We start from the raw sequence: 22,474 nt of genomic DNA on the forward strand, positions 1-22,474 counted from the left end.
TTTTTATAAAAAATTCATTTTTAAGCCTCTACAGCGAGCTGATTTCTCACCGCTTGACGAATTTCATCAATATCAAATGGTTTAGCGAAGTGCATTAAAGCTCCTAAATCTTTTGCTTCTTGGATCATATCAAGCTCTCCATAAGCAGTCATTAAAATTACTTTAATACTCTCATCAATTTCTTTTACATGCTTTAAAATCTCTATACCATCCATACCTGGAATTTTCATATCTAACACTACTAAATCTGGATTATCCTTTTTCACGATATCTAAAGCTTGAAATCCATTCGCTGCTTGGAACGTCTGATAACCTTCTTTTTGGAACACTTCATGTAATAACACACGAATGCCATATTGATCATCAACGATTAAAATTTTCCCTTCCATAACTCCCAACCTTTCTGTGTAAATACAAGATTTAAAGCTTCTTATATCTTATCGATTTATTTTCGCTATTCTTTGCCAAATTCCTTCCTATTCTTTCTTATTTTACCGTCTCCTATTTTGTTATGCCACCCTACGATTTCCCCTTTCTAAAAAAAATAAGCTATAATGGGAACCGGCTAACACGAAAGAAAGGAGCAACAACATGTTAAAAATTTTCTCAACTCAATTAAGCGGATATTTCTCTAGAATTTCTCAAAAAGAAGAAATGAGCTTAGAAGATAGCGCCCGTCTACTCGCTCAAGCATTAGTTGGCGATGGCTTTATTTACTTGCATGGTACAAACGAAATGGAAGGCATTATTTCAGAGGCGTTGTTCGGTGCTGAACCAATGAAACAAGCAAAACGTTTAATAGAAAACGGAGAGCTGGAAACAGTGACTTCAGCGGACCGTGTACTTCTTATTAGCCGCTTTTCAACTGACGAAGAAATTGTAAAAATCGCGAAAAAGCTTCAAGAAGAAGGTCAATCTATCGTTGGAATCTCTGCTATTCAAGAAGGTACGGAATCACTGGAACAATATACAGATGTACATATTGATACAAAACTGTTAAAAGGTCTTATTCCAGACGATGAAGGTAACCGCTACGGATTCCCAAGTTTAATTGTAGCTTTATTTGCTTATCACGGATTGAAGTTTACAATTGATGAAATGTTAAACGAATATTAAAAAAAGCGCCCTATTTCAGGCGCTTTTTTTATTACTTGCTCTCTTTATTCGTAATAGATGCTCTTACGAAATCATGGAACAATGGTTGTGGACGGTTTGGACGAGATACAAGTTCTGGGTGGAACTGTGCCGCCACGAACCAAGGGTGGTCTTTTAACTCAATGATTTCAACTAGACGACCGTCTGGGCTTGTACCAGAGAATACAAATCCTGATTTTTCCATATCCGGACGGAATTGATTGTTGAACTCATAACGATGACGATGACGCTCATATACAACCGGCTCATTGTAAGCATTGTAAGCATTTGTTTCTTCAGCAAGCTTACATGGGTATAGACCAAGACGAAGTGTACCACCTAAGTCTTCTACATCTTTTTGTTCCGGTAATAAATCGATAATTGCATAAGGTGTGTCAGGATTAATTTCAGAAGAGTTAGCACCTTCTAATCCTAATACGTTACGTGCAAATTCAATTGATGCAAGTTGCATACCTAAGCAAATTCCTAAGAATGGAACCTTGTTTTCACGAGCATATTGAATTGCAACGATTTTACCTTCTACACCGCGATCGCCGAAGCCACCTGGTACAAGGATACCATCTGTATCGCCAACTAATTCTTTTACGTTTTCTGCTGTTACGTGCTCAGCATTTACCCATTTCACTTCTACATCTGTGTCGAATGAGTAGCCCGCATGACGAAGTGCTTCTACAACAGAAATATATGCATCTTGAAGCTCTACGTATTTACCAACAAGAGCAATTTTTGTTTTCTTAGAAAGGTTGCGTACTTTATTAACTAGCGCAGTCCACTCTGTCATATCTGCAGCTGGATTGTCTAATTTTAAGTGATCGCAAACGATTTGGTCCATGTTTTGTTCTTGAAGAGATAATGGAACCGCATATAAAGTATCTGCATCGCGTGCTTCGATAACTGCTTTTGTATCAATGTCACAGAATAATGCAAGCTTGTCTTTCATATCTTGAGAAACAGGTAGCTCTGTACGAACAACGATAATATTTGGTTGAATACCTAAGCTGCGAAGCTCTTTAACGCTATGTTGCGTTGGTTTTGTTTTCATTTCACCCGCTGCTTTTAAGTACGGGATTAACGTACAGTGAATGTACATTACGTTGTCACGACCGATGTCGCTCTTAATTTGACGGATTGCTTCTAGGAATGGTAGAGACTCGATATCACCAACAGTTCCACCGATTTCTGTAATAACAACGTCCGCGTTTGTTTCGCGACCAGAACGATATACACGTTCTTTAATTTCGTTAGTAATGTGAGGAATAACTTGAACTGTTCCTCCTAAATATTCACCACGACGCTCTTTTTGAAGAACTGAAGAGTAAATTTTACCTGTTGTTACGTTGCTGTATTTGTTTAAGTTGATGTCGATAAAACGCTCATAGTGACCAAGGTCTAAGTCCGTTTCTGCACCATCATCTGTTACGAATACCTCACCGTGTTGGTATGGGCTCATAGTCCCAGGGTCTACGTTAATGTATGGATCAAACTTTTGAATAGTTACGTTTAAACCACGATTTTTTAAAAGTCTTCCAAGAGATGCTGCTGTAATACCTTTTCCTAAAGACGATACTACACCGCCTGTTACAAAAATATACTTAGTCATGAAAATACTCCCTTCTACCTTGTTGTTATATAATCACCGTTGCAAAGCGCAACGTATGTAGATAACACTGTATCTATCTTATTGTTAGACTCTTTTTATTTTCTAAACAAAAAACAAAAAAGAAAATTGCTCCCCTCATCACATAAAGTAATAAGTAGGGAGCAATTTTCTTTTATATTTACACTTAAAAAGTATTATCGTCCTTTTTTAAAGAGCCCAAAAATGATTCTACATGGACGATAATGAAAAGTCAAGAACTACAATTCTTCCTCTTCTTCTTCTTCAGTTTCATCGTACTCAAGTTCTTCTTCAGCGAATTCATCTTCATCTTCTTCTAAATCATCAAGATCATCATCTTCATCATCTGCGTCTTCGTCTTCAAGAACCTTGTCCAAATCTTCTACATCATCTTCATCTTCTTCATTTCCGTCTGCATCGTCGAATTCATCTTCATCTTCTTCGATGTAGTCGTCAAAACCGTCCTCTTCAACTTTACGTTTCTTCTTCGGTTTTGGCTGAGGCAAGATTTCTTCATCAATTTGCTCATATGGGTACCAGCTGCGTAGCCCCCAACGATTTTCTCCTAAATTAATGAAACGTCCATCGATGTTTAAATCTGTATAAAATTGTGCGAGTTTCGCATTAACTTGCTCTTGAGATAGTCCCAGCACTTGAGCGATTTCTTGAACCAACTCGTTGAATGTCGTTGCTTGTCTTTTATCCCCTAAAACACTATGTACAACTTCAATCATGGAACATTCTTTTAGCTCTTCTGGTGAATATTGCTTAAAATCCACTTATGCGGCACTTCCTTTCATCAAATATAACCTTATATATAACGGTCTGCCTAAAAAAATCCATACTATTCATTATAAACAAAAGTCGCACAAATATGCTACAAAAAAAACGTGAAACTTTTATATGGTGATAAAATTATAATTTGTCCCTTCCTTATTCCGGAAGCATATGTGCCCCTTGCAACACATACCTAATTTGCATTTCTGTATATTCCTCGAGCGTATACAGTTTTTGTAAAGCCCAGCGTCTAAATCCCCACATCTGTCCTTGTATGAAAATATTATGTGCAAGAAGCTGTATTTCTTTTTTATTTAATATGAACGTTCCATTTTCCGTACATTGTTCTAAAATATTCTCAAACATCCCTACCATTTGAAACTCTTTCTCTAATACATATGGGAGTGATTCTTTCGGTAAAAAACGTACTTCTTGATACATGATTAATACTTCTTCTTGCAATTCGTCCATCACTTTAAAGTAATTCGTTATCGCTATCTTTAAACTTTCTATACTCCCCTTCTCTGTACACACTACTTCCTCTAAACGTTCTTTTACATGTTCATAAATACTATCACAAACTAAATATAATACATCATCTTTTGTGCGAATGTATTCATAAAGTGTTCCAATACTAAATCCAGCCGCTTTCGCAATTTCTCTCGTTGTTGTACGCGGGAATCCTTTTTGCTTAAAAAGTTGCACTGCACCTTTAATCATTTGTTCACGCCTTAACGCAACTAATTTTTCATCTTTCACTGACGCATGTACATTATGTTTAACCATCCCCTTCACCTCTCTCTATTATTTTTGGAAGGAAAAAGCGTAGGAAAATACCTACGCTTTTGTTCCTATTTCGTTAACATACGAGAAATTACAAGCCTTTGAATCTCTTGTGTTCCCTCGTATATTTGTGTAATCTTTGCATCGCGCATATAACGCTCTACTGGATAATCTTTCGTATAGCCATAACCACCAAATACTTGTACTGCTTCAGTCGTTACCTTCATCGCTGTATCACCTGCGAATACTTTTGACATCGCTGATTCTTTCCCGTACGGAAGTCCTTCAGATTCAAGCCAAGCCGCTTGATATGTTAAAAGACGTGCTGCCTCTACATCCGTTGCCATATCTGCAAGTTTAAAGCCAATCCCTTGTTGCGCAGCAATGGGCTTCCCAAACTGATGACGTTCTCTTGCATATTCTACGGAAGCATCTAAAGCTCCTTGTGCAATGCCGACCGCTTGCGCCGCAATACCATTACGGCCGCCATCTAACGTTTGCATCGCAACTTTAAATCCTTGGCCCTCTTCTCCTAGTAAATTCTCTACAGGAATACGGCAGTCTTCAAACATAATTTCAGTCGTTGGCGAAGAGCGAATTCCTAACTTACTTTCCTTCTTCCCAACCGAAAATCCTGGCGTATCACTCTCCACAATAAATGCACTCGTGCCGCGCTGCTTTGACTCAGGATCTGTTAATGCAAAAACAACATAAATATCAGCAATGCCGCCATTTGTAATAAAGATTTTCGAACCATTTAAAATGTAATGGTCTCCATCTCGTTTTGCAGTCGTCTTCATTCCGCCAGCATCTGATCCAGAGCCCGGCTCCGTTAAACCATATGCACCAATTTTCTTTCCTTCAGCCATTGGGCGTAAAAACTTTTGTTTCTGCTCTTCTGTTCCAAATTTAAAAATCGGCCATCCAGCAAGTGAAGTATGCGCAGATAACGTTACGCCTGTAGAAGCACAGACGCGGGATAATTCTTCAACGGCAATTACATACGCCAAGTAATCGCTTCCAATCCCGCCATACTCTTCAGGCCATGGAATACCTGTTAAACCAAGCTCTGCCATTTGGTCGAATAAAGCTCGATCAAATCTCTCTTCCTCATCACGCTTAGCTGCTGTCGGCGCTACTTCATTTCTCGCAAAATCCCGAACCATTTTTCTTATCATTTCATGTTCTTCTGATAATTTAAAATGCATTCCAGTCTCCCCCTTACCCTTTTTATAAAGCTCGACTAATTACAAGCTTTTGTATTTCACTCGTTCCTTCGTATATTTGCGTAATCTTTGCATCGCGGAAAAATCGTTCCACTGGATAATCTTTCGTATAACCGTAACCACCAAATACTTGCACTGCTTCAATCGCAACTTCAACTGCTGTCTTAGAAGCGAATAACTTCGCAATAGATGCTTCTTTACCGCATGGTAACCCTTGCGCTCTAAGCGATGCCGCTCTATATACGAGTAGTCGCGCTGCTTCTACACTTGTTGCCATATCTGCAAGTTTGAAGCCGATTCCTTGTTGCGCCGCGATTGGCTTTCCAAATTGCTCACGCTCTTTTGCATAATCAACCGCACATTTAAGCGCTGCTTCCGCAATCCCTAACGCCTGTGCTCCGATTCCAATTCGTCCAACATCTAAGTTCGCCATTGCCACCTTAAATCCTTGCCCTTCTTCACCAAGTAAATTCTCAGCCGGCACTTTCATATCTTCGAACGTAAGTTGCACTGTACGAGAACCAAGAAGCCCCATCTTATGCTCATCTTTTCCGATGATTAAGCCTGGTGTATCTTTCTCTACAATAAATGCAGAAATACCACTTTTCCCTGCATCTGGATTTGTAGAGGCGAAGACGATGTATGTACTTGCTTCACCGCCATTTGTAATAAATACTTTCGATCCATTAATGATATAGTGATCGCCTTTCTTTACAGCGCGTGATTTCAAACTCCCTGCATCTGATCCTGCATTTGGCTCTGTTAAGGCGAAGGCACCTAAATATTCACCAGTCGCAAGCTTAGAAACATATTTCTGCTTCTGCTCTTCTGTTCCAAAATATAAAATCGGGTTCATTCCAACTGATGTATGTACAGCTAAAATTACACCAACTGTTGCGCTTACCTTTGAGATTTCTTCAATCGCTAAAATATAAGAAATAAAATCCATTTCTGCGCCACCGTATTTTGAAGGCGCTGGAATTCCCATTAATCCAAGTTCACCCATCTTTTGCAAAATCTCTTTGGGGAACACCCCTTGTTCCATACTAGGAACAAAGGGAGCTATTTCCTTCTGCGCAAAATCTCGAACCATTTTCCTCATCATTTGTTGCTCTTCAGTAAAATGAAAATTCATGTACTTCGCCCCCATTTGCTATATATCTTTTTAACTATTTGGTAAGACCACTACTTTATTAATAAGGAGGGATTTACTCGTAAACGTAGAAGCCGCGACCCGTTTTACGTCCTAACCATCCTGCATTTACATACTTACGTAATAATGGACATGGGCGATACTTACTATCTCCTAATCCTTCATGCAACACTTCCATAATGTATAAACACGTATCTAAACCAATAAAATCAGCTAATGTAAGAGGTCCCATCGGATGATTCATACCAAGTTTCATTACTTCATCAATCGCTTCTTTCGTCGCTACTCCTTCATATAACGTATAAATCGCTTCGTTAATCATCGGTAATAAAATACGGTTAGATACAAACCCTGGGAAATCATTTACTTCAACTGGAACTTTCCCAATCTTTTTCGTAATATCCTCAATCGTTTCATATACCGCATCATCTGTTGCTAAACCGCGAATAATTTCAACGAGCTTCATAACTGGAACTGGATTCATGAAGTGCATGCCGATTACTTTCTCAGGACGTTTCGTTACCGCTGCAATTTCCGTAATTGGTAGAGATGACGTGTTCGTCGCTAAAATTGCGTGTTCTGGAGCAATCTCATCTAGATTCGCAAAAATTTTCTTTTTAATATCCATTTTTTCAACAGCTGCTTCAATAACAAGATCAGCTTCTTTGACACTATTTAAATCGAGTGTCCATGTAAGACGATTTAATGTAGCTTCTTTCTCTTCTTCTTTCATGCGACCCTTTTCTACTTGACGAGCTAAATTTTTCGTAATGACAGCCAATCCTCGGTCTAACTGCTCTTGCTTTAAATCTTGTACTTTCACGTCATAGCCTGCCATTGCACACACTTGTGCAATACCTGAGCCCATTTGTCCTGCACCAATTACAACTATTTTTTGTACGCCCATTCTTTCTTCCTCCTTTTTAATAAAACGAAATATTAATTACTAAAGAACCCGTTCTCTTACAGCACCGTTTGATTAATGAACTTCAATCATAATTGCGTCACCTTGACCGCCACCACTGCAAATCGAAGCGATTCCAATGCCGCCGCCGCGTTGTTTTAAAGCATGAATAAGAGTAACGATAATACGTGCTCCGCTCGCGCCAATTGGATGTCCCATCGCTACTGCGCCGCCATTTACATTCAATTTCTCTGGGTCAATCCCAGCAATTTCTGTACTCGCAATTGCTACTGCCGCAAATGCTTCGTTAATCTCAAATAAATCAATTTCTTCAATTGTCTTGCCTGTTTTTTTCAGCAATTCGTTAATTGCATAACCCGGCGTTCTTGGAAAATCCTTCGATTCTACCGCGATTGCCGTATGCGCTAAAATTGTCGCTAATGGCTTTCTTCCTTCTTGCTTCGCTCTTTCCTCGCTCATTAATACAAGTGCAGCACCGCCATCATTCAATCCTGGAGCATTACCAGCTGTTACTGTTGCTGCCTTATCAAATACTGGTTTTAATTTCGCTAATTTTTCAATCGTTGTATCTTCACGTGGCGCTTCATCCTTAGCAACGACGATAGGATCGCCTTTTCTTTGCGGAATTGTTACTGGTACAATCTCCTCTTCAAAACGACCTTCCTTATGTGCTGACACCGCACGTTGATGGCTACGATATGCCCATTCATCTTGTGCTTCGCGAGAGATTCCGTCTTCTTTTGCAACTTCTCCGCCATAAACACCCATGTGTACACCTGAAAATGCGCATGTTAAACCATCCGCAACGTTTAAATCGATAACTTCGTTGTGACCCATTCTGTATCCCCATCTTGCTCCTCGTAAAATGTAAGGACTGTTGCTCATCGATTCCATTCCACCAGCTACAATAAGCGATTGGTCACCAGTACGAATAATTTGATCTGCTAAAGTAACTGCGCGAAGCCCTGATGCACAAACTTTATTCACTGTTTCCGTCTGCACTTCCCAAGGGATTCCAGCTGCTCTCGCTGCTTGGCGTGATGGAATTTGCCCTTGCCCTCCTTGGATAACTGTCCCGAATATAACTTCTTCAACATCACTAGCGGCAACATCTGCTCTTTCAAGCGCTGCCTTAATTGCGATTCCTCCAAGTTCTGTTGCTTTTACGTCTTTTAAAGTTCCTCCGAATTTTCCAACCGGTGTTCTTGCAGCACTTAAAATAACTGTTTTACTCATTTCCATTTCCCCCATTTCATTTGTTAGCGCTGAGCGCTCGTTCGGTATTCTTACGTTGAGAAGAGGTGCAATTATTGCACCTCTCTCTAAAGTTGTATGCATTCCTACAAACTACATTGCTTCTTTCTTCTGCCCGATAACAGAGCGTTCTAAAATCTCTGTTACATCGAGAGTTTGAACTTGTTCTTCCACTTCTTTTGCTTTCGTACCATCACTAATCATCGTTAAGCAATACGGACATCCTGTACCGATAATTGATGGTTTAGCAGCTAGCGCTTGTTCTGTACGAGCAACGTTAATACGAGAGCCTGTCGTTTCTTCCATCCACATTAGGCCTCCACCTGCACCACAGCACATTCCCGTTTCACGATTACGTGCCATTTCCACAAGGTTCACGCCTGGAATTGCTTTTAAAATATCACGCGGTGCTTCGTATACTTCGTTGTATCTTCCTAAGTAACAGGAATCATGGTACGTAACTGTTTCTTCGATAGGGTGAACTGGTTTTAAGCGCCCTTCTTTCACCCACTGAGCTAACAATTCTGTATGATGATAGACTTCTGCTTGCAAGCCAAAGTCCGGATACTCATTTTTAAAGGTGTTATAAGCATGAGGATCAATCGTAACGATTTTCTTCACTCCTGCTTTTTCAAATTCTTCAATATTTTTTGTCGCCATCTCTTGGAATACGAATTCATTTCCGAGGCGGCGTGGTGTATCTCCAGAGTTCTTTTCTTTATTACCAAGAATCGCGAATGAGATGCCTGCCTCGTTCATTAACTTCGCAAACGATATCGCAATTTTCTGACTGCGATTATCATATGATCCCATCGAACCAACCCAGAATAAATATTCGAATTCCTCACCAGCTTTTGATTTCTCCTTCACAGTTGGAACGGTTACCTCATCATCACCTTGGCGCCATGTTTCACGCTCTTTACGATTTAGACCCCATGGATTTCCTTGACGTTCAATGTTTGTCATTGCACGTTGCGCTTCTGCATCCATTTTTCCTTCTGTTAAAACGAGATAGCGGCGTAAGTCAATAATCTTGTCAACATGCTCATTCATAACTGGGCACTGGTCCTCACAGTTACGGCACGTTGTACATGCCCAAATCTCTTCTTCTGTAATAACGTCTCCGATTAAACTTGGATCGTAAGCTAACGCTGTAGCCGCTGATTCCTGTTGTCCTTTTCCAGCTGCCATCATCGCCAACTGATTGCCTTGTGTATTATTAAAAGCAACAACTGGAACCCACGGTGCCCTTGATGTTACCGCTGCCCCTTTATCAGTTAAATGATCACGAAGTTTTAAAATTAAATCCATCGGTGATAACATTTTTCCTGTTCCTGTTGCCGGACACATATTTGTACAACGGCCACACTCTACACAAGCATATAAATCAACGAGCTGATTTTGTCTAAAGTCTTCAATTTTACCAACACCGAACGTTTCTTGTGTTTCATCTTCAAAATCGATTTTTTCAAGTTTCCCTGGATTTGAAAGACGTCCAAAAAATACGTTGACTGGTCCAGCAATTAAATGCGCATGTTTTGATTGCGGTACATAAACTAAAAACGTTAACAAAATTAGTAAATGCACCCACCAAGAGAAATAAAATACTGAAATGGCTACGGTTTCATTTACTCCTGAGAAAACGTAAGCGATTACAGAAGCGATTGGTTCACTCCATGAAAATTCCTCGCCGTGCCATATAATTCCCATCCCGTTACCAAGTAGCACCGAAAGCATTAAACCACCGATAAAAATAAGGACAAGGCCTGATTTGAAATTACGTTTTAAACGAACAAGCTTTTCAACATAACGTCTATGAAAAGCCCAAAAGACTGCAATTAAAATAACGAGTGTGACAATTTCCTGGAAGAATGTAAATGCAGGGTATAGTGGTCCAAGTGGAAGATGTGATCCTGGTGCGAGTCCTTTCCAAACGAAGTCGATTGCTCCAAATTGGACAAGAATAAATCCGTAAAAGAACATAACGTGAATGATACCGCTCTTTTTATCTTTCAGCAGCTTTTTCTGACCGAAAACATTGACCTTAAGAAGATCCCAACGCTCTTTAAAACGACGGTCAAATTCTATCTTTTTTCCTAATTGTATGTAGGCCATCCTCGTTCGTATAAGATATACAAACAAATATCCCGCATAAGCAATAACAGCAATGGCAGCCAGCCAATTAATAATTAGTAAGCTATTCATTTTTATGCTACCCCTCTCTTTGTAAGCCCTCTTTCTTTTTAGAATCTTCGAAAATATATAATTTTCTGAATTATATCCCCTACCACCATTATATAATGAGTGAGCATTCAGTCAACAGTTTTTTGTTATACAACAACACATTTTTTAATAAAGCTGTTTATTTCGGTGAAACTATAAAGTGAAAATTTAATTTGTAACAAACTGAAGGTGAAAAGAATGCGAAGGAGGGAATTTACTCATGTTCTTCTTATCTCTCTTATTAATAGGCGCCACTCTTTGGATTACAATTGACCTTTCGTACGGGAGAATTCTTCATTTAAAGCGTATACGTTCTCGTTCATTCCCTTTGCGTCAAAGTGACTTTCACCTTTATACATATGGAAAAGATTTGTATGATGCTCTATTTACTGATATTAAACAAGCCAAACACCATGTGCATGTTTTATTTTTCATTGTCAAAAACGATGAAATAAGTCGTAAGTTTTTAAAGTTACTTATCGATAAAGCACAAGAGGGAGTTGAAGTAAGACTTTTACTCGACCGGTTTGGAAGTCATTCTTTATCAAAAGAGACGATGTACTCCCTACAAAAACATGGTGTCTCTTTTTCATTTTGTCACAAAGTGAAATTTCCTTTTCTTTTCTTTTCTGCAAATCAAAGAAATCATAGAAAAATTACAATTATTGACGGGAAGATTGGTTATATTGGTGGATTTAATATCGGCGAGGAATATTTAGGCCACAATCAAAAGTTAGGGTTATGGCGAGATTATCATTTACGTCTTACAGGAGAAGGGATACAAGATTTGCAAAAACAGTTTTTACATGACTGGTTTGATGATACGAACCAAAATTTATTAGATTCATCTCTTTATTTTCCCAAACAACAACGTGGTGCTATTCTACATCGCTTTATTCCGACTGACGGTGCCTATTTACAAAATACATTTTTACATTTAATCGAAAGTGCAAAAGAAGAGCTCTTTATCGGTACACCGTATTTCATTCCCGGTAAAGAAATTATGAACGCTTTATTAAAAGCACGGAAACGTGGGGTTCAAATAACGATTCTCGTTCCACAAAAGGCTGATCACGCCCTCGTTCGAGAGGCAAAGTTTCCATATTGCCGGAAGTTAATACAAGCCGGTTGTAATATTTACGCATTTCAACAAGGATTTTTTCATGCCAAGATTATTATAGTAGACGATTGTATTTGTGATATCGGAACTGCTAATGTTGATATGAGAAGTTTATATGTTAACCATGAGATCAACTGCCTTTTATATGATAAACATTTCATACAAGAAGTAAAAAACAAATTCGAGGAAGATTTGAAAAGCTCCTCATTGCTTTCCTTTGAAGATGTTAGCCCTCTCTCTATTATTGATCGGGGAAAAGAGTGGATAGGAACGATACTCGCTTTCTTCTTATAGGAAAATTTCAAGAGCTAAAGAGGTGCATCACATATGATAATGCGATTTGGATATGTCTCACATGCTATGGCATTGTGGGACTGTTCTCCTGCCAAAACAATGACATTTACAAGCTGGAAAAAACTCAAAAAACAAGAGCGTGAGGATAAATTATATAATGTTACACTACAAAATCTAGAACATACAATACGCATCCTTCATTACAATATTGCACATGAAATTCCATTATATCGTTTATCATCTTCTATCGTTCCGCTTGCAACACATCCCGAAGTCGAATTTAATTATCTTCAAGCATTTGCACCGCTTTGGCGTAAAATAGGGGCATTAATTCAGGAACACAATTTGCGCGTAAGTTTCCATCCAAATCAATTTACGCTATTTACAAGCGACAAACCACATATTACAACTAATGCAATTACAGATATGACCTATCATTATAACCTATTAGACGCTATAGGAATTGCAGATTCCTCCTACATTAATATTCATGTAGGCGGCGCGTATGGAAATAAGGAAAGTGCAATTGGACGTTTTCATGAAAACATAAAAAAACTTCCTTCATATATAAAAAAACAAATGACTCTTGAAAATGATGATAAAACGTATACCACTTCTGAAACTTTGGCTATTTGTCAAAAAGAAACCATCCCTTTCGTATTCGATTATCATCATCACATAGCAAACCTTTGTGCTGAACCGCTAGAAGAGTTACTTCCTGCGATTTTTGAAACTTGGTCACACACAAACGTCCCTCCTAAAGTTCATATTTCTTCTCCTAAATCAGAAAAAGAATTTAGGGCTCACGCAGATTATATTGATTTAGGGTTTATTAAACCCTTTTTACACATTGCAAAAAAAATCAATCATAATTTCGATATTATGATTGAAAGCAAACAAAAGGATTTAGCACTTCTTCAATTAATAGATGAAATCTCTTCCATAAGGGGAATAAAAAGAAAAAACGGCGCAACGTTACAATGGTAAATTGTAACATTGCGCTATTTTTTTCAAAAAAAGTAATTTTCACAATGAAAAACATTCCATTTTATATGCTATTACCAGATATGTACTCTGAAAAAAGCGCTACTTTTATAGCCGAACAAATTTTAACTATCTTAAATAAGCCCTTCTTCATTAAAGATGAATAGCTTTCTATTACACCAAGTATCGGAATTGCAATGTATCCGGAATACGGAACCGATGTAACCGAATTAATGAAAAATGCAGATATGGCTATGTATCGAGCAAAAGCGAATGGAAAAAACAGATTTGTTTTCTTCTCAGAGGAAATGAGTATTGCGCAAAGCGAAATACACTTCCTAGAAGGTGAACTTTCAAAAGCACTGCAACAAAATGAATTTTTCCTTGAATATCAACCGCAAGTAAACACAAAAACAAAACAAATTATCGGCTTTGAGGCATTAATTCGTTGGAAACATCCGAAACTTGGAATTGTATCACCTGCCCAATTCATCCCTCTCGCGGAGGAAACAGGATTTATTATTGAACTTGGTAATTGGATTTTACGTACCGCCTGCTTAGAAGCTAAAAAGTGGCATAACCAAGGATTTTCTCACTTAAAGGTTGGTGTAAATTTATCTGTTGTTCAATTTAACCGTGCAGATTTAATCCCGACTATTTCAAAAGTCTTGGAAGAAACAGAACTAAAACCGGAAGCACTAGATATTGAGATTACGGAAAGTATCGCGATTAATCAAAATCATTCTGTAATTGCTAAACTAGAACAACTTCAAAATCTCGGTATTCAAATTTCAATTGATGACTTTGGGACTGGTTATAGTTCTTTAGCTCACTTAACAAAATATCCAATCAATACATTAAAAATTGCTCGAGAATTTATTTGCGGAATTACAAATAGCCCGTTAGAAGAAGCGATTATCGCTTCCATTATTGCACTATCAAAAGAATTAAATTTAGGGGTTATTGCGGAAGGTGTAGAAACAGATGAACAATGGAAGTTTTTACACGAGCAAAACTGTGACCACATTCAAGGATTCTTCTTTAGCAAACCTGTTTCTAGTAAAGATGTGTGGATGTTACTCCATGAAAAAACAACCGTCTAAGTTAGACGGTTGTTTTTTAGTACTCAAAAGGTACATCTGAAGCTAATTGTATCTCTTGATCATCATGAGAAATTACTTGATTTTTCTCTAAAGCTGTATCTCCTAATGAAATACCCCATGCCATCGCTAACGTTAACAGACTACCAATAAGTAGTTTTTTCATATTCTATCACCCACATTTTTTTCTTTAAATATATCATGAAAATTTATCCATATCTTATGCAATTATGCATATTTGTTTTTTAGGTCTTTTTTATTTCTTCATTTTTTTTATAAGTGATTCTTTTAACGCATGGATTCCTAATATATCGAAAAAGAAGTACGCTTTTTCGTAAGCATCTTCAATTTCTGCTCTATCACACTCTAGCTTTTCTAGGCATTCACCTTTTTGATAGTATAACTGTCCAATTAATGTCATACTATTAATTCGACACGATAGTTCAATGGCTTTATTTGCTTGACAAAGCGCTTCTTCGTATTGATTATCTAAGTATAATGCTTTTGCATGATTATGTCTCACCTTCACATCAAACTCTTTATTATCATGCAATGCCTCTAATTGTTTTAATATATTTTCAAATAACTCAATACTCTTCTTAAAATAGCCATTTTCAGCATAAATGTTTGCAATTGCGTTTTCAATATAAAGATTCTGATATACATCTATTCCTGCCAATTGTTGATTGAGCAATTTCTTTAATTCTAAAATACAATATTCGTAATCGATTTTTTTCAATATGTAAGCAGCTACATGATATTGCCATTGAAGAAATTGCTCAAGCTCGGGATGATATTCTTCCTTTTTCAACTCATTCCATACTCTATTATAAATTTCTTTATATTTCTTTTGCTTACAAAGCATAATAATTTGATTTTTTAACTGCTTACTTCTCTCAATATCAGAATAAATGAGTACCTCATAAAAATGAATAATGGGAACTTGTAACTTCGCTGCAATGCCTTGCAATATATCCATACTTGGGTATACCGCGCCCGATTCAATTCGGCTCACTTCCGATTGATGACATATATTCTCGGATAACTGTTTTTGTGTTAATCCTCTCATAACCCTAATTTTCTTTATTTCACTTCCTAATTTTTCTGCGTGCATACTTACTCACCATCCCATTATAACAATCTAATTTTTTGAGTTGTCATACCACTACAATAATGTGAATTCGACAATTTTTGATATGAAATAATGCATAATATATATAAAATTCGGCAAATTTTTCATACAATTCATCTCACATACAATAGATTAGGAGTGTTATAGATGAATTATAGAAAACTTGCTAGTGCATTCGTTACATTCGGTCTCCTTTGTCCTTTATCAACAGAAGCTATTCATGCCCAAGAATTAGATAAAAATGAAGTAAAAGTTGAAATTGCTCAGCCTGGTTTAACAATTGGGAAATTAACACAACCTCAAAATGATACGAAAGAGAATATTGCTAAAAAATATTTAAAAGGTGAGGTAAACGGGGCTAAAGCTCAACAAGAGCAAGTTACAACTGAAAAAAACGTTAATTTTCAACCTACAAATAAAGAAACAAAAGAAAATCAAACCGAAGTTCGCCTTGCACAAACTTACAAAAACTATAAAGTATATGGTCAAGATCTCATTGTAAAAGTAGATAAAAATGGAGTGATTACTACCGTTAGTGGTAAAGTTGTCCAAAATTTAGACCAACAACCTAATCTTACTATAACAAATTTTTTGTCGAAAAATGAAGTAAAATCTAAATTACGCGATACAGTTCAAATTCCAAACGATGCGGCTGAAACAGAATTCTCTAGCGAAACCGTTGTTTATAAGCAAAAAGATGGTTATTACACGTTCGCAACTGTTATTACATTTACTTACGAAAACCATGAACAAATTATAAGCGGTAATGCAATCGTTGATTTAAAAACTGGTGAAGTACTATTCCAGGAAAAGTTCATTAAAAATAAAGAAAATAAATCTATTAATCAAGTAACATCACCCAGCCTTTCCCTAGCTAAAGAGCAAGGAACTGGAAAAAATGCTCTACAGGAAAATGTATTATTTAATATTGCAAAGGGTTCTGACGGAAAGTTTTATTTAGCTGATCTATCCCGCGGAAGTGGTATTTATATTTATAACGCAAACTATGCTGATTCCCTCGGCGGAGATAGCCAAGTCGGCTATCCAGGAACGCTCATTTCAAGTAATACTCCTAATTTTGCAGATAAAGAAGCAGCTGGTGTTATGAAAAACATGAGCTATATTTACGACTATTTCAAGAAAGAACATAATCTAAAAAGTTACGATAATAAAGACTCAAAAGTTGTTGCTAGCGTCCACGGATTTGATTCTACAGAAGTTAGTGATGGTATAAAAGAAAATTATGTAAATGCATTTTGGCATCCGGCTTGGAATCAAATAGTCTTTGGTGACGGCCTAAATGGAAAATTAACCTCTGCTCTTGACGTGACTGCACATGAATTTGGACATGCTGTATTTAGTGGTACAACAAAAAATAAAATTGTGAGATATCCAAGTGCTGAAACATCTGCACTAAATGAAGGCCTGGCAGATTTCTGGGGTACACAAATAGAATATTACGTAAAGAAAGATAAAGGAAATTGGATTATGGGCGATACGTTAGGTGGCCTAACAATTCGTGACATCCCAAGGGAAATTGGCGATGGTGGCAACAAACTATATACAAACTTACAAGATTTCTATAATGACGGAAATAATCAAGAATCTCACGTGAATTCCGGAATCATTAGCCATGTATTATATCAATTAGCTGAAGGTAAAACGTATAACGGTATATTTGTTCAAAAACAAGGAAATGAAAAAGTAAGCAAAGTTGTTATGCGTGCATTGCAAAACTACGCAACTTCAGCGGAAGATTTTGAATCACTTCAATCTCACATTGTACAGGCTGCAAAAGATTTATATGGTAATACGACATCAACAGAATTCGAAAAGGCTTTCCAAGCACATGGATATAAGGCTCTAGCAAAAATTAATAAAGTAGTAGAAGTACAACAAGGAAAATAAGCAAAAAAGAAGTTTACCACTTATAGGTAAACTTCTTTTTTATATCCAGCCCTTCTCTTCTGCAATTGTAATTGCCTCAATCCTATTTTTCGCATCGAGCTTCGCTAATACTTCAGAAATGTAATTACGCACTGTACCAGGTGAAAGATAAAGTGCCTTCGCAATTTCATTTGCCGTCTTTCCTTCTTTCGCAAGTAAAAGTACTTCTTTTTCACGATCTGATAACGGATTTTGCTCCTGCCATAAACCAAACATTAACTCTTGAGAAACTTCTCGCTTCCCTTTCATGACATTTCGAATTGCTGAGGCTAAATCTTCACTCGGACTATCCTTCAATAAATATCCGTGTACACCAGCTTTCATCGCTCTTTCAAAATAACCGGGACGCGCAAATGTCGTTAAAATCATTACTTTACAAGATGATTTCTCCTTCTTCAACGTTTCAGCAACATCTAAACCACTTTGAATCGGCATTTCAATATCCATAATACTTATATCAGGCTTTAGCGATTCGATTAATTTTAACGCCTCTTCCCCATTCGCTGCTTGCCCAACAACTTCAATATCATCTTCTAGATCAAGTAGGGCTCCTAATGCGCCACGAAGCATCCGTTGATCTTCTGCAATAATAATTCGAATCATGCCCTCACCTCATCTTTCCCTGTTCTAATTACAATTGGAACTTTCACTGTTAACAATGTCCCTGAATTTATCGTATCTAGTTCAACAAATCCATCAATAAGAGCAATTCGCTCTTTCATACCGCGGATACCATTTCCATCATGGTTTTGATCCGCTAAACCGATACCGTTGTCTTCTACTTTCAAAATCAGCTCACCTTGCGATTCTAATACCGAGACTGTACACCGCGTTGCTTTACTATGTTTTACAACATTCGTCACTGCCTCACGTAAACACATTCCTACAATATTTTGTTCAATTGGTGATAACGAACTAGAATTAGCTTCTTGCTTCACTTCTAATTCAATATTAGCTGCTTGTAAGATTGCTTTTATTTGCTCCAGCTCTTCTTCTACTGTAATCATACGCATATCAGAAATTAACTCTCTCAGCTGTTTTAAAGCGGTGCGAGATGTTTGTGTAATCTCCTTCGCTTCTATACTTGCGCGTTCTGGATTCTTCACAATTAACTTCTCAACGAGCTGACTTTTTAAAGTAATAAGAGATAACGTATGCCCTAACGTATCATGAAGGTCTCTTGCAATTCGCTGACGTTCTTCTCGCTTTACTAAATCTTTAATTTGCTCGTTTGCTTCGTTTAGTTGATTCTTTAACATCTTTTTTTGATTAAAATTACGCATTCCAAATGGTGTAAGCAGCATTAAAATAAACATCGGAACTATATTCACTAAACTTGTAGTTGTTAGTTGATTAACGTTTACAAATATAAAAGCTCCCAACATTACAATTAACAGGCCCAACAACACCCGAAATATTTTTTTACTTGGTGCAAATCCCATCGCACTTGCCGTAAAAAATCCAAAGAAAATCATGAAAGGATTATAAAATACAGCAAATAAAAAAGTTAGTAACATTTGAATACACGCCCACAAAATGAACGTCTTCTGCACAAAATATAGTTGACGGTATGTGACGATGAAAAGCATCAACATACCGATCCCTATTGCAAGCTTCCCCCCTGATACTTGTGTTAAATTATAAATTGGAAATAACAGATACACTAGCCACATATATGGGAAGAAACCCATATGTTTTGGAAAAACCTCAAACTTCTTCTCTATCATTTATACCGCTTCCTGTCTTTTTCTTATATATATTGATACTACAACAAATATAAGGAAATAACCTCCTAGTACCGCGATATTTTCCCAACCAATTGACTTTCCAGCGACAATATCCCATGCACCGCTTCCAAAATGATACGTCGGTGTCCATTCACCGATAGATCGTAATATTTTTGGAAATATTTCGATTGGCATCCATAGGCCACCAAGAATTGCTAAGCACATATTTAAAATATTCGCTAGACCAGCAGCTGCATCTGCCTTCTTAATTGAACCTATTACTGTTCCGAGCGCTAAAAATGGTGTCACGCCTAATAATAACCATAACCCAGCACCGATCCATTGTCCTACCGTTAACTGCACATTATTAATTAATATTCCTGCCATAAAAATAACTAAGATTGAAAAAGCATTCACTACTGTTTGAGCAATAATTTTAGCTGTTATATACGCACCCTCTGGAAGTGGTGTAATTTTTAAAAGATGCGTCCACCCTTGCCCCTTTTCCTGAGAAAGTCTCACACCGAAGCTAAAAAGTGCAGTCCCTACAATACTGAAAGTCGCCATTGAAATTAAATAATGCGCTTTCCAAGCACCTCCGTTCTGTGGCACTTGAACCACATTTGTAAAAATGTAATAAAACATAACTGGCATTAATAATGAGAAAAAGATAAATAATTTATTGCGGAACGTACGTAAAATCTCTATTTTGCATTGCATCCATAATGCTTTCATGCGATTCCCTCCTTCTGATTTGCAACAAATTGTTCAAATGCTTCATCTAAACTTCCACGTTCCACTGAAACGTCTGTTACAGGTAAATTTCTTTGATAAATTGCTTTTAAAGTTGCATCCGTATCTTCAGTTGTTAAAGTGAAGTGACCTTCATTTGACTGTACTTCTGTTACATTCGGTAATTCCTTCAATAAGTTCTTAGGAATTTTCTCTTTCGAATAAAACGAGATTGTTTTTCGAGAAATAGTCGCTTTCATCTCATCAGGCGTGCCATCTGCAATGATTTTTCCATTCGCAAATAATAAAATACGATCAGCTAAAGCATCTGCCTCTTCTAAATAGTGCGTCGTTAAAATAATCGTTTTCCCTTCACTTGCTAATTTTCTAATCGTTTCCCAAAACGTTTTTCGAGACGTAATGTCCATCCCTACAGTTGGTTCATCTAAAAATAACAAATCTGGATTACCTGCAAGTGCGAGTGCAAAGTTTAACCTTCTTTTTTGCCCACCTGATAGCTTTTCGCATCTTTGCTTTCGCTCTGATTCTAAATTTGATAACTGCAGTAATGTTTCTTTCGCTACCGGGTTTGTATAGTAACTACGGAATAACTCAATTGCCTCTTCCACTGTAATGCTATCAATTACACTCACTTCTTGTAGCATCGCGCCGAGGCTATTACGAACATCTCTATGCTTTGGGCTCTTTCCAAATATAGAAACCGTTCCTTCCGTTGGATCTTTTAATCCAAGCATCATCGATATCGTCGTTGTTTTCCCTGCGCCATTCGGTCCAAGTAATGCTACTATTTCCCCTTTATTCACATGAAACGAAACATTATTTACTGCTTTTTTATGTTTAAATGTTTTTGAAACACCATTTACTTCAATAATCTTTTCCATCTCTCCACCCCCGCCGTTTCTTATATTTACATTGTATGCGTTGGAAAAGTTAGGAAACAGTATGATGCGTCATGACATCCATATGACAATTGTCATGTATTCTTTATGAGCAGAATCAACCCGCATACCGCACGCGAGTAGCAGGAGCAAAATAAACATGATACAATCGGATAAGATATAAATTCGAGGAAGGACAGTGGTTTTCATGATTATTCGTAATGAACAAGATTTAGAAGGTTTACGAAAAATCGGCCGCATCGTTGCACTTGCACGCGAAGAAATGAAAAAACAAGCGAAGCCAGGTATGACAACGAAAGAGCTAGATTTAATTGGTAAGAAGGTATTAGATGAGCACGGTGCTATGTCAGCACCTGAAAAAGAATATAAATTCCCAGGCGTAACTTGCATTAGTGTAAACGAAGAAGTTGCTCACGGTATTCCAGGAGATCGCGTATTAAAAGAAGGCGATTTAGTAAACGTAGACGTATCAGCAGCACTTGACGGTTATTATGCTGATACAGGTATTTCATTTGTTCTTGGTGAAGACGAAGAAAAAGAAAAGCTATGCCAAGCTGCGGTAGATGCATTTTGGGAAGCAATGAAAAAAGTAAAGGCTGGATCAAAACAAAATCAAATTGGTCGTGCTGTTTCTAACTTTGCACATAAAAGTGGATATAACGTTATTCAAAACTTAACTGGTCACGGTATTGGTCTTAGCTTACACGAAGCTCCGAACCATATTTTAAGCTACTATGATCCAATGGATAATGCTCTTCTAAAAGACGGCCTTGTTATCGCTGTAGAGCCATTCATCTCTATGAAAGCTGATCATATTATCGAACGCGGTGATGACGGCTGGACATTCGTTACACCGGACAAAAGCCTTGTTGCACAATGTGAACATACAGTCGTTGTGACACGTGGTGAACCGATTATCTTAACAGAAATATAATAAAAAACAGCCGTTTTGTAGATTCCTTCTACTAAGCGGCTGTTTTTTATTATTTTTAGGTATGTAAAAGCTTATATAAATAAAAAGGTGATGCATCAAAGTATCACCTTTTTAACGGGGTGAGGCTGTCCAAAAGTACGGAAAACCTTTGAACAGCCTCGTATTTTCATATGGATGCCTTACATATATCACTGATGATAATTATGAAATGCGGAAACATAGTTACCATCATATGATTCAAACATGAGAAAAGAAATCCTATAATGGATCCCTTTTCCCTACATAATCTAAAGTTTGGGTACACTAGATTCATGCAATGTAGGAGCCTTCAGAATAGAAAGCAATCCTTCATTTAGAATGATAGCATACATATCTCCGCTAAAAATATGTAAATATGCATATGGCGTTTTTATTTCTCAACTTCTAAATATTGAAAATTCAGACACAAAAAGATAAAATAAAGTCGTTAT

General features: G+C 37.3%; 20 protein-coding genes and 1 pseudogene. 6 read left to right on the plus strand and 15 right to left on the minus strand.

What is annotated here, in order from left to right; translation table 11 throughout:
- Positions 1-20: 20 nt before the first annotated feature.
- Positions 21-389, minus strand: coding sequence for a sporulation initiation phosphotransferase Spo0F (gene spo0F, locus MR109_RS07190; RefSeq protein ID WP_000398595.1), 369 nt, complete (start codon positions 387-389; stop codon positions 21-23).
- A 202-nt stretch (positions 390-591) separates the two neighbouring features.
- On the opposite strand from spo0F, the gene MR109_RS07195 reads away from it, so the two are divergent.
- A complete protein-coding gene (locus MR109_RS07195; RefSeq protein ID WP_025147039.1) occupies positions 592-1,116 on the plus strand; it encodes a DUF2529 domain-containing protein in 525 nt (174 codons plus the stop codon).
- Between the two features lie 31 nt (positions 1,117-1,147).
- Here the strand turns inward: MR109_RS07195 and pyrG are convergent, their stop codons facing one another.
- The 8 genes from pyrG to MR109_RS07235 form a co-directional block, all read right to left on the minus strand.
- Positions 1,148-2,755, minus strand: a complete 1,608-nt coding sequence (gene pyrG / locus MR109_RS07200) for a CTP synthase (RefSeq protein WP_242271522.1) — start codon at positions 2,753-2,755, stop codon at positions 1,148-1,150.
- 257 nt (positions 2,756-3,012) lie between these two features.
- Positions 3,013-3,552, minus strand: a complete 540-nt coding sequence (gene rpoE / locus MR109_RS07205) for a DNA-directed RNA polymerase subunit delta (RefSeq protein ID WP_242271523.1) — start codon at positions 3,550-3,552, stop codon at positions 3,013-3,015.
- Between the two features lie 154 nt (positions 3,553-3,706).
- Positions 3,707-4,336: a TetR/AcrR family transcriptional regulator gene (locus MR109_RS07210; protein WP_002174375.1), complete on the minus strand. Its 630-nt coding sequence runs from the start codon at positions 4,334-4,336 to the stop codon at positions 3,707-3,709.
- Between the two features lie 65 nt (positions 4,337-4,401).
- Positions 4,402-5,541, minus strand: coding sequence for an acyl-CoA dehydrogenase AcdA (gene acdA, locus MR109_RS07215; RefSeq protein WP_242271524.1), 1,140 nt, complete (start codon positions 5,539-5,541; stop codon positions 4,402-4,404).
- Positions 5,542-5,563: 22 nt separating this feature from the next.
- Positions 5,564-6,694, minus strand: coding sequence for an acyl-CoA dehydrogenase (locus MR109_RS07220; RefSeq protein WP_048374876.1), 1,131 nt, complete (start codon positions 6,692-6,694; stop codon positions 5,564-5,566).
- Positions 6,695-6,767: 73 nt separating this feature from the next.
- The gene (locus MR109_RS07225) at positions 6,768-7,619 is read right to left on the minus strand and encodes a 3-hydroxybutyryl-CoA dehydrogenase (protein ID WP_002094337.1); all 852 of its coding nucleotides are present in this window, start codon (positions 7,617-7,619) and stop codon (positions 6,768-6,770) included.
- 72 nt (positions 7,620-7,691) lie between these two features.
- Entirely contained in the window at positions 7,692-8,975 is a 1,284-nt protein-coding gene (locus tag MR109_RS07230) for an acetyl-CoA C-acetyltransferase (RefSeq protein WP_242271525.1), read from the minus strand.
- Between the two features lie 9 nt (positions 8,976-8,984).
- Complete coding sequence (locus MR109_RS07235; protein WP_098305889.1) at positions 8,985-11,096, minus strand: (Fe-S)-binding protein; 2,112 nt, start codon at positions 11,094-11,096, stop codon at positions 8,985-8,987.
- A gap of 238 nt (positions 11,097-11,334) precedes the next feature.
- Here MR109_RS07235 and cls point away from each other — a divergent pair, with 238 nt between their 5' ends.
- The 3 genes and pseudogenes from cls to MR109_RS07250 form a co-directional block, all read left to right on the plus strand.
- On the plus strand, positions 11,335-12,528 hold the full coding sequence (cls, locus tag MR109_RS07240) for a cardiolipin synthase (protein WP_242271526.1): 1,194 nt from the start codon (positions 11,335-11,337) through the stop codon (positions 12,526-12,528).
- 33 nt (positions 12,529-12,561) lie between these two features.
- On the plus strand, positions 12,562-13,515 hold the full coding sequence (uvsE, locus tag MR109_RS07245; RefSeq protein WP_242271535.1) for a UV DNA damage repair endonuclease UvsE: 954 nt from the start codon (positions 12,562-12,564) through the stop codon (positions 13,513-13,515).
- A 59-nt stretch (positions 13,516-13,574) separates the two neighbouring features.
- A pseudogene (locus MR109_RS07250) lies at positions 13,575-14,615 on the plus strand (putative bifunctional diguanylate cyclase/phosphodiesterase); the annotation flags it as partial.
- Positions 14,616-14,631: 16 nt separating this feature from the next.
- Here MR109_RS07250 and papR read toward each other — a convergent pair.
- Positions 14,632-14,778: a quorum-sensing peptide PapR gene (gene papR, locus MR109_RS07255; RefSeq protein WP_025147028.1), complete on the minus strand. Its 147-nt coding sequence runs from the start codon at positions 14,776-14,778 to the stop codon at positions 14,632-14,634.
- Positions 14,779-14,868: 90 nt separating this feature from the next.
- Positions 14,869-15,726 (minus strand): helix-turn-helix domain-containing protein, encoded by an 858-nt coding sequence (locus MR109_RS07260; RefSeq protein ID WP_242271537.1) that lies wholly within the window; start codon positions 15,724-15,726, stop codon positions 14,869-14,871.
- A 165-nt stretch (positions 15,727-15,891) separates the two neighbouring features.
- Between MR109_RS07260 and MR109_RS07265 the strand changes: the two genes are divergently transcribed.
- A complete protein-coding gene (locus MR109_RS07265; protein WP_242271539.1) occupies positions 15,892-17,652 on the plus strand; it encodes a M4 family metallopeptidase in 1,761 nt (586 codons plus the stop codon).
- Between the two features lie 39 nt (positions 17,653-17,691).
- Here the strand turns inward: MR109_RS07265 and MR109_RS07270 are convergent, their stop codons facing one another.
- The 4 genes from MR109_RS07270 to MR109_RS07285 are packed head-to-tail and all read right to left on the minus strand — an operon-like array spanning position 17,692 to position 21,052.
- The gene (locus MR109_RS07270; protein ID WP_098305897.1) at positions 17,692-18,294 is read right to left on the minus strand and encodes a response regulator transcription factor; all 603 of its coding nucleotides are present in this window, start codon (positions 18,292-18,294) and stop codon (positions 17,692-17,694) included.
- Entirely contained in the window at positions 18,291-19,418 is a 1,128-nt protein-coding gene (locus tag MR109_RS07275) for a sensor histidine kinase (RefSeq protein ID WP_242271541.1), read from the minus strand. The genes MR109_RS07270 and MR109_RS07275 overlap by 4 nt, the downstream gene beginning before the upstream one ends.
- The gene (locus MR109_RS07280) at positions 19,419-20,153 is read right to left on the minus strand and encodes an ABC transporter permease (protein ID WP_242271543.1); all 735 of its coding nucleotides are present in this window, start codon (positions 20,151-20,153) and stop codon (positions 19,419-19,421) included.
- Positions 20,150-21,052, minus strand: a complete 903-nt coding sequence (locus MR109_RS07285) for an ABC transporter ATP-binding protein (protein ID WP_242271544.1) — start codon at positions 21,050-21,052, stop codon at positions 20,150-20,152. The genes MR109_RS07280 and MR109_RS07285 overlap by 4 nt, the downstream gene beginning before the upstream one ends.
- 205 nt (positions 21,053-21,257) lie before the next feature.
- On the opposite strand from MR109_RS07285, the gene map reads away from it, so the two are divergent.
- Entirely contained in the window at positions 21,258-22,004 is a 747-nt protein-coding gene (gene map, locus MR109_RS07290) for a type I methionyl aminopeptidase (protein WP_002174392.1), read from the plus strand.
- The last annotated feature ends 470 nt before the right edge of the window (positions 22,005-22,474 follow it).

The sequence above is a fragment of the Bacillus cereus group sp. BfR-BA-01310 genome, from assembly GCF_022664325.1.
GTDB classification, from domain to species: domain Bacteria; phylum Bacillota; class Bacilli; order Bacillales; family Bacillaceae_G; genus Bacillus_A; species Bacillus_A paramycoides.

Excerpts from the sequence above, each read along its gene's own strand:
- spo0F (WP_000398595.1), bottom strand. The coding sequence starts at position 389 with ATGGAAGGGAAAATTTTAATCGTTGATGATCAATATGGCATTCGTGTG.
- MR109_RS07195 (WP_025147039.1), top strand. The coding sequence starts at position 592 with ATGTTAAAAATTTTCTCAACTCAATTAAGCGGATATTTCTCTAGAATT.
- pyrG (WP_242271522.1), bottom strand. The coding sequence starts at position 2,755 with ATGACTAAGTATATTTTTGTAACAGGCGGTGTAGTATCGTCTTTAGGA.
- MR109_RS07210 (WP_002174375.1), bottom strand. The coding sequence starts at position 4,336 with ATGGTTAAACATAATGTACATGCGTCAGTGAAAGATGAAAAATTAGTT.
- acdA (WP_242271524.1), bottom strand. The coding sequence starts at position 5,541 with ATGCATTTTAAATTATCAGAAGAACATGAAATGATAAGAAAAATGGTT.
- MR109_RS07220 (WP_048374876.1), bottom strand. The coding sequence starts at position 6,694 with ATGAATTTTCATTTTACTGAAGAGCAACAAATGATGAGGAAAATGGTT.
- MR109_RS07225 (WP_002094337.1), bottom strand. The coding sequence starts at position 7,619 with ATGGGCGTACAAAAAATAGTTGTAATTGGTGCAGGACAAATGGGCTCA.
- MR109_RS07230 (WP_242271525.1), bottom strand. The coding sequence starts at position 8,975 with ATGCATACAACTTTAGAGAGAGGTGCAATAATTGCACCTCTTCTCAAC.
- MR109_RS07235 (WP_098305889.1), bottom strand. The coding sequence starts at position 11,096 with ATGAATAGCTTACTAATTATTAATTGGCTGGCTGCCATTGCTGTTATT.
- cls (WP_242271526.1), top strand. The coding sequence starts at position 11,335 with ATGTTCTTCTTATCTCTCTTATTAATAGGCGCCACTCTTTGGATTACA.
- uvsE (WP_242271535.1), top strand. The coding sequence starts at position 12,562 with ATGATAATGCGATTTGGATATGTCTCACATGCTATGGCATTGTGGGAC.
- papR (WP_025147028.1), bottom strand. The coding sequence starts at position 14,778 with ATGAAAAAACTACTTATTGGTAGTCTGTTAACGTTAGCGATGGCATGG.
- MR109_RS07260 (WP_242271537.1), bottom strand. The coding sequence starts at position 15,726 with ATGCACGCAGAAAAATTAGGAAGTGAAATAAAGAAAATTAGGGTTATG.
- MR109_RS07265 (WP_242271539.1), top strand. The coding sequence starts at position 15,892 with ATGAATTATAGAAAACTTGCTAGTGCATTCGTTACATTCGGTCTCCTT.
- MR109_RS07270 (WP_098305897.1), bottom strand. The coding sequence starts at position 18,294 with ATGATTCGAATTATTATTGCAGAAGATCAACGGATGCTTCGTGGCGCA.
- MR109_RS07275 (WP_242271541.1), bottom strand. The coding sequence starts at position 19,418 with ATGATAGAGAAGAAGTTTGAGGTTTTTCCAAAACATATGGGTTTCTTC.
- MR109_RS07280 (WP_242271543.1), bottom strand. The coding sequence starts at position 20,153 with ATGAAAGCATTATGGATGCAATGCAAAATAGAGATTTTACGTACGTTC.
- MR109_RS07285 (WP_242271544.1), bottom strand. The coding sequence starts at position 21,052 with ATGGAAAAGATTATTGAAGTAAATGGTGTTTCAAAAACATTTAAACAT.
- map (WP_002174392.1), top strand. The coding sequence starts at position 21,258 with ATGATTATTCGTAATGAACAAGATTTAGAAGGTTTACGAAAAATCGGC.